Source organism: Sebaldella sp. S0638, assembly GCF_024158605.1.
Taxonomy (GTDB): domain Bacteria; phylum Fusobacteriota; class Fusobacteriia; order Fusobacteriales; family Leptotrichiaceae; genus Sebaldella.
The window spans coordinates 26,173-37,334 of sequence record NZ_JAMZGM010000033.1 but is presented as its reverse complement, the minus strand read 5'-3'; the positions used below and the strand labels follow the sequence as shown (position 1 = coordinate 37,334).

At 32.8% G+C, this 11,162-nt stretch carries 11 protein-coding genes and 1 riboswitch; of the genes, 9 read left to right on the top strand and 2 right to left on the bottom strand.

The features are described from left to right. Positions 1 to 196 precede the first annotated feature (196 nt). The gene (gene guaA / locus NK213_RS10485; protein WP_253348910.1) at positions 197 to 1,735 is read right to left on the bottom strand and encodes a glutamine-hydrolyzing GMP synthase; all 1,539 of its coding nucleotides are present in this window, start codon (positions 1,733 to 1,735) and stop codon (positions 197 to 199) included. A 75-nt stretch (positions 1,736 to 1,810) separates the two neighbouring features. Then, positions 1,811 to 1,908: riboswitch (purine riboswitch) on the bottom strand. A 402-nt stretch (positions 1,909 to 2,310) separates the two neighbouring features. On the opposite strand from guaA, the gene NK213_RS10480 reads away from it, so the two are divergent. The 8 genes from NK213_RS10480 to yvcK all read left to right on the top strand — a co-directional run bounded on the left by NK213_RS10480 (position 2,311) and on the right by yvcK (position 8,565). Continuing rightward, positions 2,311 to 2,586 (top strand): HU family DNA-binding protein, encoded by a 276-nt coding sequence (locus NK213_RS10480; protein WP_253348909.1) that lies wholly within the window; start codon positions 2,311 to 2,313, stop codon positions 2,584 to 2,586. Positions 2,587 to 2,838: 252 nt separating this feature from the next. Further along, a complete protein-coding gene (locus NK213_RS10475) occupies positions 2,839 to 3,432 on the top strand; it encodes a ribonuclease domain-containing protein (protein WP_253348908.1) in 594 nt (197 codons plus the stop codon). Positions 3,433 to 3,456: 24 nt separating this feature from the next. Beyond that, on the top strand, positions 3,457 to 3,738 hold the full coding sequence (locus NK213_RS10470) for a barstar family protein (RefSeq protein WP_253348907.1): 282 nt from the start codon (positions 3,457 to 3,459) through the stop codon (positions 3,736 to 3,738). Further along, positions 3,739 to 4,896 carry an ABC transporter permease gene (locus NK213_RS10465; protein ID WP_253348906.1) on the top strand — a complete coding sequence of 386 codons (1,158 nt, stop codon included), beginning with the start codon at positions 3,739 to 3,741 and terminating at the stop codon, positions 4,894 to 4,896. After that, positions 4,889 to 5,569: an ABC transporter ATP-binding protein gene (locus tag NK213_RS10460; RefSeq protein WP_253348905.1), complete on the top strand. Its 681-nt coding sequence runs from the start codon at positions 4,889 to 4,891 to the stop codon at positions 5,567 to 5,569. Before NK213_RS10465 ends, NK213_RS10460 begins: the two co-directional genes overlap by 8 nt. Before the next feature lie 61 nt (positions 5,570 to 5,630). Further along, positions 5,631 to 5,951 carry a ribosome hibernation-promoting factor, HPF/YfiA family gene (hpf, locus tag NK213_RS10455; protein WP_253348904.1) on the top strand — a complete coding sequence of 107 codons (321 nt, stop codon included), beginning with the start codon at positions 5,631 to 5,633 and terminating at the stop codon, positions 5,949 to 5,951. A 1,015-nt stretch (positions 5,952 to 6,966) separates the two neighbouring features. Beyond that, the gene (locus NK213_RS10450) at positions 6,967 to 7,392 is read left to right on the top strand and encodes a MarR family winged helix-turn-helix transcriptional regulator (protein WP_253348903.1); all 426 of its coding nucleotides are present in this window, start codon (positions 6,967 to 6,969) and stop codon (positions 7,390 to 7,392) included. Positions 7,393 to 7,488: 96 nt separating this feature from the next. Further along, positions 7,489 to 8,565, top strand: coding sequence for a gluconeogenesis factor YvcK family protein (gene yvcK / locus NK213_RS10445; protein WP_253348902.1), 1,077 nt, complete (start codon positions 7,489 to 7,491; stop codon positions 8,563 to 8,565). A gap of 155 nt (positions 8,566 to 8,720) precedes the next feature. On the opposite strand, the gene hydF is transcribed toward yvcK, so the two are convergent. Further along, entirely contained in the window at positions 8,721 to 9,944 is a 1,224-nt protein-coding gene (gene hydF / locus NK213_RS10440; protein WP_253348901.1) for a [FeFe] hydrogenase H-cluster maturation GTPase HydF, read from the bottom strand. 306 nt (positions 9,945 to 10,250) lie between these two features. Between hydF and mreC the strand changes: the two genes are divergently transcribed. After that, on the top strand, positions 10,251 to 11,135 hold the full coding sequence (gene mreC, locus NK213_RS10435; RefSeq protein WP_253348900.1) for a rod shape-determining protein MreC: 885 nt from the start codon (positions 10,251 to 10,253) through the stop codon (positions 11,133 to 11,135). Positions 11,136 to 11,162: the final 27 nt, after the last annotated feature.

The window sequence follows — 11,162 nt, the reverse complement described above, 5'->3', positions numbered from 1 at the left end:
TTGCTGTCTATTTTGTGATACTCATTTTTTTATTTAAAAATTCTTCTTTTTTTCCTTGACATTTTATAACTGGTCTAGAATATAGTATTTTTTTACTTTGATTTGACGTACTGTAACAGTTCGTGAAATCCCGATTTATCCGATTTTAAATAATCAGAAGGCAGCCCTGCGGACTCCTTCTGATCTGATATTTATATTATTCCCATTCAATTGTCGCAGGCGGTTTAGATGAAATATCATAAACTACTCTGTTAATTCCGTTTACTTTATTAATTATTTTATTTGAAACATTTTCCAAAAATTCATAAGGAAGCTTAGACCATGTAGCTGTCATAAAATCAGTAGTATTAACAGATCTGACAACTGCTGTATATTCGTAAGTTCTCTGATCGCCCATTACACCTACAGACTTCACAGGAAGAAGGGCAACAAATGCCTGGCTTACTTTTCCGTAATAATCTTTTGCAATAAGTTCTTCAATAAAAATATCATCAGCTTCCTGAAGTATTTTTACCTTTTCTTCTGTTACTTCACCAACGACTCTTATTCCAAGACCCGGTCCCGGAAAAGGATGTCTGTTTACCACAAAATGAGGAAGCCCGAGTTCAGTTCCTACTTTTCTTACTTCATCTTTAAAAAGCTCTTTCAGAGGCTCTAAAAGCTCAAAAGCAAGGTCTTCAGGAAGTCCTCCCACATTATGATGAGATTTTATAGTATGAGACGGTCCTTTTATAGACTGTGATTCTATTACGTCAGGATAAATAGTACCTTGTGCAAGGAACTTAGCGCCTTTCAGCTTATATGTCTCTTCGTTGAAAATCTCTATGAATTCATGACCGATTATTTTTCTCTTTTGTTCAGGCTCGTCTGCGCCCTTTAATTTCTCAAAAAATCTATTTTTAGCATCTACAAACTTAATGTCAAGATCGAAATGTTCCTGATAATATTCCAGAACCTTTCTGGCCTCATCTTTTCTAAGGAGTCCCGTATCCACAAAAATGCACGTAAGCTGACGTCCGATGGCATTATTAATCAGGACTGCGGCAACAGATGAATCAACACCGCCGGATAATCCAAGTATTACTTTGTCGTCTTTTACAGTCTGTTTTATTTTTTCTGTTTCTTCTTCTATGAAACTCTTTATTATCCAGTTTTTTTCACATTTACAAATGTTAAAAATAAAATTTTCTAAAATTTCTTTTCCAAAAATTGAATGTGACACTTCAGGGTGAAATTGGAGTGCATAAATATTGTTATCATTCATTATTGCAGCTGTGCATGAAGAAGTCTTGGCTATTTCCCAAAATCCGTCAGGAAGCTTCGTAATATGGTCTCCATGGCTCATCCAGATTTGTGAATTCTGTTTTACATTTTGAAATAAAGGATTTTTTTCATCCGTAATTTCCAGTGATGCTTTTCCGAATTCTTTAGTTTCTGCCTTTTCTACCGAACCTCCGTTTAGATGTGCGATAAGCTGCATTCCGTAACAAATACCGAGAACAGGAAGACCAGCTGAGAATAGTTCTTTTTCTACGCTTGGAGAATTCTCCTCATAGACAGATTCAGGACCGCCGGATAGTATAACACCCATGATAAAGTCTTTTTCTTCTGATATTTGTTTAAGAATCTGCGAATGATGTACGATTTCACAGTAAACTTCCATTTCTCTGATTCTTCTGGCAATCAGCTGACTATACTGAGAACCGAAGTCAACAATCAAAATTTTCTTTTTCATTTAATTTCTCCTTTCGTATATATAAAAAAACTTACACTTAAATTCTAATCAATTCTTAAGAGTGTAAGCTAAAAAAAACAATTTAGTTTCACCCATAGCAGCTGATTTCAGGTCAGCTATAGAAACACCGGACCATATTACCGGCTTATATGGCTTCAAAATTTTGTATATTTGAGTTATTATATATAATTTATATGGGTAAGTCAAATAAATTATATATTAATTTTTTGATATTGATAAATCTGGGTTATACAGAAAATACAAAACATGTGTTATATAAAAAAATAATGTATAAATAAAGCGTATTAAAGTATAAGTTTTATTAATTATTAAGAGGAGGAACTTAAATTAAATATATAGAATAGAATTGATGACAAGTACAAAGACTATGAAAAAAGAAAAAAAAATTTAAAAAGTTAAATTTAATAAAAATATTGTTAATATTGGAATTGACATAGTGACAATTAATCACAGATATAATAAATAAAAGTAAAAATGATAAAAAAACTTGACAAAATCTGAAAAATGGCTAAAATAGTAGTGATATTATATTTGTTTATTAAGGAGGAAAAAAAATGTCAAAAAAAGAATTTATTGAAGCTTACGCAAAATCAACAGGTGAAACTAAAAAGAGATCTGAGGAATTAGTAAATGCTTTCTTAGAAACTGTAGAAAAATCATTAGTAAAAGGTAATCCTGTACAATTCGTAGGATGGGGAACTTTTGGAGTTCAAAAAAGAGCTGCTAGAAAAGGAAGAAACCCACAAACAGGAAAAGAAATCAAAATTGCTGCTAAAAAAGTAGTAAAATTCAAAGTTGGAAAAAAATTAGCTGATAAAGTTGCAAAATAGTAAAAAATATTAGAATAGTATTCAAAAACTGTGGGCTTAAAAGTTCTGCAGTTTTTTTTGTATAAAAAAATAAGGTGGAACACACAGAATTCACAGTATAAAAATTGGACAATTCCTTCTGAATATATTATAATTTATAATATTTAAATGTTAATATTCCAATAATGCGGGAAGAAACAGCAGAATTCGGAATATATGTCTGAATGTAATATTTTCAGGCATAATACGAAATTTATTACACAGGGAGATAATATGAAAAAGTTGATTTTAGCCATAAGTGCGCTGCTTCTTTTATTTATAGGCTGTTTTTATTTTTGGGATCTGAGAAATGATGTATCGGAAATAAAGGCAGCAGTCACAGAGCAGAGTGAAAATGCCGGCACTGAAAAAAATAATATTAAAGAAACTCAAAAGAATGAAACTACAGCAGCAGTGGAAAATACAAAAAAGGAGAATGAAACAGTTAAAGATACAAAAAGAAACAATAAACAGGAAAATAACAGCGGAAGTGCTATAGATACACTAACAGAAGAAAAAAAAGTAACAGACTATCTGAAAGAAAACGGAAAGCTTCCTGATTATTACATAACAAAAAAGGAAGCACAGAGAGACGGCTGGGTTGCCAAAGAGGGGAACTTATGTGAAGTTCTTCCGGGAAGGGCAATAGGCGGAGATATATTTACGAACAGGGAAAAAACTCTTCCAGTAAAAAAAGGCAGAGTCTGGTATGAGGCAGATATAAACTATGAATGCGGGAGAAGAAATGCCCGGAGAGTTGTTTTTTCAAATGACGGTTTGATATTTGTAACCCATGATCATTACAAAAATTTTGAAGAGGTAAAATAGCCTAACAGGAGTGCAGGTTTGGATATGAATAATATAATTATTGATTTTAAAAATATAAGCAGCAGAAAAGATTTTTATCTGCAGTTAAGAAAAAAATGTGAAGTTCCGGAATATTTCGGGGATAATCTTGATGCATTGTGGGATATTCTGACTAGCGGGGAGCTTGGTTTCCCCCTTATGATTTCGTTTGTAAATTTTAATAAAAACAAAAACGAGTTTTTCAGAGGTCTTTATGATTTAATGAAAGATGCTGAAAAGGAAACAGAAAAAAATATTATTTTTAAAACAAACAGAGGAGAGAAATAGATGGTAGAGTTATTTATAGCGGTCAGACACTTAAAGGAGAGAAAATTTCAAAGTATATTTTCCATACTGGGTGTAGCAATATCAGTAACAGTGCTTATGGTTTCGCTGACCGTTTCAAATGGTCTGGAAAAGAATATGCTGAAATCCCTGCTTACCTTGAACCCCCATATTATTCTGACTAAGGGAAACGGTGATGTTGCTGAGGATTATATGGATGTTAAGAAAAAAATAGAAGAAATAAACGGAGTAAAAGGTGTAATTCCTAAATATGCGGCACAGGCCATCGTAAAAACCGATGAATATGCAAAGGGAGTTTTAGCTAACGGGATGCCTAATGAAGATTTGGAAAAGACTATAGATCTGAAAATGGTGTCCGGGGAAAAATCTCTTCCTGAACTGAATTCAGCAATAATAGGTGAAGAAATGGCCTATGAATTCGGCGGGCTTAAAGTAGGGGACGAGATAAAAGTTCTTACTACTGAAAATAAAGAAGTAAGATTTAAGATAAGCGGGATATTCAAAACCGGCTATTATGAATATGACAGAAATCTTCTGATAATACCATTACAGACTATGCAGATATTACAGGAAAGAGGAGAAGTTATTTCCGAAATAGACGTTATGCTGAATAACCCTAAAGATGCGGAATCTGTAAAGCAGAAAATAGAAAAATTAGGCTTTAATTATCAGGTAAATACATGGGGTGAACAGAATCAGCAGCTGCTTAATGCGGTGAAATTTGAGAAATTCGTACTTGTGTCATTGCTGCTGCTTATTGTGATAATAGCGTGTTTTGCGGTTTCTGTAATATTGAACATGGTAGTAAGAGAAAAAATAAGAGATATTGGTATATTACGTTCTATAGGTTACAGCGGAAAAATGATAAAAAAGATTTTTACTATAGAAGGTATAATAATCGGGGTCTGCGGTATTATTTCCACATTTGCAATGGTGCCTCTGGTGTTGTTTGTATTGGATAAGCTTTTTAATAAAGTGGTGTCAAACACTTATTACCTTGATAAACTTCCGCTTTCCATAACACTTAAGGAAATAGGGCTTATTTATCTGGTAACAATTATAATAGTGTATTTATCGACACTTTATCCTTCTTACAGAGCTTCAAAACTAAACCCGGTGGAGGCGTTAAAACATGAGTAGAATTTTAGATTTAAAAAATATAAGTAAAACATATGAAACAAAAGTAGAAAAACTGGAGATCCTGAAAAATATCAATCTGGAACTGGATACAGGAGATTTTATCTCTATACAGGGGAAGTCGGGAAGCGGAAAAACAACGCTTTTGAATATTTTGGGACTTCTTGATTCACCTACTGAGGGAGAAGTTATCTATGATGGAGTAAATGTAGATTTCAAAAAAGAAAGTCTTAAAAATACTCTGAGAAATGAAAAAATAGGATTTGTATTTCAGTTTCATTATCTGCTTCCGGAGTTTTCGGCTTTGGAGAATGTGATGCTTCCTGCACTGGTAAATAAAAGTGCAAATAAGGAGACTGTGAGAAAAAAAGCAGAGGAATATCTGAATATGGTAGGTCTCGGCGGCAGACTCATACATAAGCCTTCTGAGCTTTCAGGAGGGGAAAAGCAAAGGGTGGCAATAGCAAGAGCAATGATAAATGATCCCGCGGTAATACTCGCAGATGAGCCTACAGGAAACCTTGATGTGGATACTAGTCAGACGATACATGATCTTTTTTTTAAGATAAATAAAGAAAAAGGACAGGCAATTATTATAGTTACACATAGTTTGGAGCTGGCGGGTATTACAAAGGAAAGATTCGAAATAAAAAAAGGAAAATTGGAAAAGTTATAAGTTGACTTTTTCGTTAATAAGGTTATAATATAAGTAGAATACGCAGGGAGGAAGTGGTTACATGAATATAATAATCAGTGGAAGACGCCTTGAGGTTACTGAACCTATCAAAAAGTATGCTGAGGAAAAAATCGGAAGAGTAAACAAGTATTTTGAACATATTATGGAAATTAACGTTACTCTGTCGGTGGAAAAAAGTAAAGTGGAAGGGGAGATCCATAAAGCAGATGTACTATTGTTCGGAAACGGACTAAAATTAAAAGTGGAAATGGAAGACAAAGATTTGTATGCGGCAATTGATAAAGCGACCGATGTATTGGAGCGTAAAGTTAGACAGCATAAAGAAAAATTGAAAGACCATAATAAAAAAGGAACACATTAAATAGAATAAATAATTTTAAATCCGCCTGTAATGGGCGGATTTTTTAACTTAAAACTGCGAAAGCAGCCAAAAGATCAAATAACCAATACAAAACAAAAATATTAATGCACAGAGAAAGAAAAAATAAAATAACGGTTGTTAATTTTCTTATTTTCAACAATAAAAATAATGATATAAAATCAAATACCACGCTAATAAGTACTAAAATAAAAAGGGGCAGATAATCAAGATAGAAAAGTCCAATTCCAAGAAATAATTTAATAAAAGTTGTCAAAAGTATAAATAATACCAGAATAACAGTAAATAAAATAATAAAAATCCTTTTCATAACCCACCTATCAAAATCTTGTGATAAAATCAAGTGCTTTTCCAAAACAAAAAAGTATTATAACAATGTTGACTGCAAGGAAAATTACAAAAGAGTATAAATATGACTTTTTTGAACTCAAATAAAATAAGAATATGTTAAAGTGAAGAAAAAAAGAAATAATAAAAAGTGGGAAAACAAGTATTTTGAGTCCTGAACTAGAAATAATAAGGCAAAAACCGAAAAATGAGTTTAAAAAATCAATCACCATAAGTGAAAGAGTAAGAACTACAGTATAAAAAAAATTAATATTTTTATTCATAAAACCTCCCAAAAAATGAAAAATTCTAAATGAAGTATATAAGAAACAGATTTATTTTTGATAATCGTAAGGTCGTATTTTCTAATTTTATTTCTTTAGTTTTAAAAAATGAATAACAACTATAGCATGGAAAATAAGGGTATATTTCTTTATAAAACTTTCATTAAGTATATTTTTGTAATTTACTATTTAATGAATTATAATTTATTTACTGAATAAAATCAATGAAATTAATTACAGAATACCTAAAAAGGTAAGTAAATTAATTCTTGACTTTGTCACTAATTAGTGGTATTTTTAAAATATAAAAAATTTAGTAAATAGTGTTTATAACTAATAATTAGTGAGATACAATGTTTCAGGGAAACACTGGCAGGGAGAAATTTATGTATAATGAAGAAGAACAGCTGGATCTGAGAATGATAATAGCCCTCAGCAGAACAATGCAGGCTGTTAACAGAAAGCAGACCAGACTTATAAGTGAATACGGACTGACTATGCCGCAGTTCGGTGTTTTGGAGATACTCTATCATAAAGGGGACTTATGCATTAATGACATAATAGAGAAAACTTTATCCACAAGCGGTAATATGACAGTAGTAATAGAAAATCTGAGAAAAGACGGATATATAAAAAAGGAAAAATCAAAAGAAGATCAGAGAAAGTATATGATATCTCTTACAGATAAAGGAAAAGACATTATCAGCAGAATTTTTCCGTATCATCTTGAAAATATTGGAGAAATATTCAAAAAATATTCTGAAAAAGAGAAAAAAGAACTTTTAGATTTGCTGGACAAATTTAGAAAATAGCTGTTTTTGGGAAATTTGTTAGTGATTAGGCTGAGAATATGATATAATTTTTTAAGCGTATCAAAAGGCAAATAATGTTCAGAGGTGAGATTAAAGATGTCTATTACTTTAGAAGTATTGATAATCATAGTATTACTGGCAAATATAATGACGTTGTATTATATATACAGACAAAACAGAAGGCTGAAGAAAAATAAGAAAGGGCCCAGAATTGTAGTAGTAGGCGGCGGAACAGGGCAGTCAATGCTGCTTCGGGGATTAAAACAGTACACTGATAATATCACTGCAATAGTGACTATGGCAGATGACGGCGGCAGTTCGGGAATACTCAGGGAAGAAATGGGAATGCTTCCTCCCGGGGATATAAGAAACTGTATAATAGCTCTTTCCAATGCAGAACCTGAAATGCAGAAAATAATGCAGTACAGATTCAAAGAGGGAAGTCTTAAAGACCAGAGTTTTGGAAACCTTTTTCTTGCGGCATTAAACGGAACATACGAAGACTTTGAGCTTGCTGTTACGAAAATCTCGAATATACTTGCAGTAAAAGGACGCGTATTACCTGTTACCCTTGAGGATGTAAATATAGTGGCAGAGCTTGAAAACGGTCAGACAGTAACGGGAGAATCCAAAATTGCACCTGTGGTACTGGAAACTAAAAGCAAAATAAAAAAAATACATCTACAGCCTGAGAATGTGGAGCCGTATGAAGATGTTATAGCTGCGCTGGGAAAGGCAGACCTCATAGTCATAGGGCCGGGGAGTCTTTATACAAGTATAATACCAAACCTGCTTACTGACAGAGTAAGCGAGACAATTGCAAAATCGAAAGCAAAGAAAATGTACATTGCTAATGTAATGACACAGGAAGGCGAAACAGACGGTCTAAATATAGTCGATCATGTGAAAGCTATATTCAACCACTGTAATAACAGAAAAGTCGTAGATTTGGTAATAGTAAACAAAGAAAAAATACCTGATTACCTTGTAGAGAAATATGCAAAACGAAATGCCGAGTCGCTTTATTTGAATAAAGAGCAGAGAAATGAGCTTGAGAAAATGAAGATAAAGATTATACAAGGAAACTTTCTTAATTTCAGGGGAGAGTATGTACGTCATAATGAAGAAAAACTCGCAAAGGTAATAATTGATAATTATAATTACTTATTTTAAAAAATTATTCAGAATATCTGTATCAAAATTTCTAGTTTTGGTATGGATATTTTTTTTGAGCAAATAAATAATAATTGAAATTTTTAGAAATAAAAAATGTTTTAAGGCAGGTATTTTATCGGCTGTCTCAAAACATTCTTTATATAAAATACAGATTATCTTATCCAGATATCAAAAGCATCCTTAAAAGACTTTACAGCTCTGTCGAGAATTCCGTTAACAAAAGCAATTGTCAGACCGTAATTTACTATAGGAACTCCCTGTTCGTAACTGATATCTATCCTTGTAAGCATTTCTTTTCTGTTAATCATACATCCGCCGCAGTGTATAACAGCCTTATATTCCTTCAGATTAGCGGGATAGTCGCGTCCGTTGCAGAAGTCAAAATGTATGTTTTCGTTAATATGCTGTTTTATCCAGCGAGGAATCTTCACGGTTCCTATATCATCACACTGCTGATGGTGCGTACAGGCCTCGGCAATAAGGACTTTATCGTTGTCTTTCAGGTTTTTCAGAGCCTTTACCCCTTCAATAAGCTTTGGAAGATCACCTTTATATCTCGCAAACAAAATAGAAAATGATGTAAGATCAATATCTTCAGGAACAATGGCAGATACTTCCTCAAAAGCCTGTGAATCAGTAATAACAAGCTTTGGCTTTTTTACAAAGTTCTTCAGCACATTATCCAGTTCTTCCACTTTGCATGCTGTAAACACGGCATTATTATCAAGAATATCCCTCATGACCTGTACCTGAGGCAGTATAAGCCTTCCTTTAGGCATTCCCGTATCTATGGGAATCACAAGGACAATGTGGTCACCGGGCTGAATAAGGTCTGTAAGTATTCCCGGCTGCTCGAATTCTTTCGGGGAATATTTTATTATCATTTCTTTCAATTTATCAATATTTGTTTTATTTTTGGCAGATACTTCCAGATAATGATAATTTTTGCTTTTGAGATCGAGTATTGTTTTTTCGGCATTACCTGATAAATCGATTTTATTAATAACAATAATAAAAGGAATTTTGGATTTATTCAAAAGTTCTATTACTGAATTGTCAAAATCACTCAGACCGTCAGAATCTATGATGATAAGAGCAATATCAGTTTTTCTGATAATAGTCAGTGTTTTTTCCACCCGTAATTTTCCGAGCCTTCCTTCATCATCTATTCCGGCTGTATCAATAAGGGTAACCGGTCCTATAGGGAGTATTTCCATCGCTTTGTAGACAGGATCCGTAGTAGTGCCTGCAAATTCAGAAACAATAGCAAGATTTTGTCCTGTAACTGCATTTATAAGTGAAGACTTTCCCATATTTCTTTTTCCGAAAATAGCTATATGAAGTCTGTTTGAACTGGGAGTTTTATGTAAGCTCATATCAAAGACGCTCCTTTTTTATTTAAATTCTATCACAAAATACAAAGCAGGTTCAATACATAGAATTTTTTTTCTCTGTCAAGGGAATCACGCGTGTTTAAATATGGAAAAATGCCTGTTTTTAATACTAAAAACAAGAATGAATAATTATTTGATATGGAAAAAATAATGTGATTTTTAAAAAAACGGGGAAGAGGATATTTGAAATGTCGAAAAAATGCGGGATTTATTGAGAAAATTAATTTACAAATTTGTTATTATAGTGTATAATTGATAAAAGTTTAAAAAAACATCGAGGAGAGAAATGTGAAAAATTTTCGAATAAAAAAAAGTGTTCTTTTTATTATTTTGTTAGTTATATTTCTCATTTTCAAGGGTCAGAACATACTTAGACTGGGAGACAGCGCAAGGGAATTTGTTAATTTCAAGCTGGTTAAGGTAAAATCCAAGGTTTATGTATATTCTGAATATATAAAAAGCAGCTTTAATGATATGTTATATGTAAAAAGGTTTATTAATAAGTCCAAAGAAGACAACCTGGATCTGCAGATTCTCAGACTAAAACTTATAGAACTCGAGCAGGAAAAAGCTGAGAATATAAGACTGCGGGAACTGTTGGAGCTGACACCGAAAGAAGGCGTAAAGTATATAATCTCTGAAGTAATACTTCTGGAAAGTGTCAATGCAAACGAAAAAATATATATAAATAAAGGTACTGATCAGGGACTTGATGTGGATATGCCCGTATTAAGCCAGGGAGTACTTATAGGAAGAATAGTCAAAGCAGATGATAATTATTCTGAAGTAATGCTTCTCACGAGTAAGAAGTCAAAAGTGAGTGTGCTGATAGACGGACAGGAAACTGGAATTCTAAGAGGTACCGGAACTGACAAGCTTATTGTGGAAAATTATAACGGTGATGTAGACGGAGCAGAAAGAAAACAGCTCAAAATTACAACATCGGGAATAAGCGATATTTTTCCGAAAGATATTTATATAGGGACATATAATGTAGTTAATCCGATGGCCTTGAAAAAGACAAAGGAAATAAGTACAAAGCCGTCATTTAATGTTTATAACCTGAGAGAAGTGATAGTATACAAGGTAGACCAGAACAGACTCCTGCATGAAGAGATAAAAGAGCAGGAAAAAGAAGAAGCAAAGGCACAGACTCTGCAAAATAATAATTAATAAGAGCCAAAATTAACTTTTGGAGGA

Bases quoted from the DNA above. Each gene is read 5' to 3' on its own strand.
- guaA (WP_253348910.1), bottom strand. From the start codon at position 1,735: ATGAAAAAGAAAATTTTGATTGTTGACTTCGGTTCTCAGTATAGTCAG.
- NK213_RS10480 (WP_253348909.1), top strand. From the start codon at position 2,311: ATGTCAAAAAAAGAATTTATTGAAGCTTACGCAAAATCAACAGGTGAA.
- NK213_RS10475 (WP_253348908.1), top strand. From the start codon at position 2,839: ATGAAAAAGTTGATTTTAGCCATAAGTGCGCTGCTTCTTTTATTTATA.
- NK213_RS10470 (WP_253348907.1), top strand. From the start codon at position 3,457: ATGAATAATATAATTATTGATTTTAAAAATATAAGCAGCAGAAAAGAT.
- NK213_RS10465 (WP_253348906.1), top strand. From the start codon at position 3,739: ATGGTAGAGTTATTTATAGCGGTCAGACACTTAAAGGAGAGAAAATTT.
- NK213_RS10460 (WP_253348905.1), top strand. From the start codon at position 4,889: ATGAGTAGAATTTTAGATTTAAAAAATATAAGTAAAACATATGAAACA.
- hpf (WP_253348904.1), top strand. From the start codon at position 5,631: ATGAATATAATAATCAGTGGAAGACGCCTTGAGGTTACTGAACCTATC.
- NK213_RS10450 (WP_253348903.1), top strand. From the start codon at position 6,967: ATGTATAATGAAGAAGAACAGCTGGATCTGAGAATGATAATAGCCCTC.
- yvcK (WP_253348902.1), top strand. From the start codon at position 7,489: ATGTCTATTACTTTAGAAGTATTGATAATCATAGTATTACTGGCAAAT.
- hydF (WP_253348901.1), bottom strand. From the start codon at position 9,944: ATGAGCTTACATAAAACTCCCAGTTCAAACAGACTTCATATAGCTATT.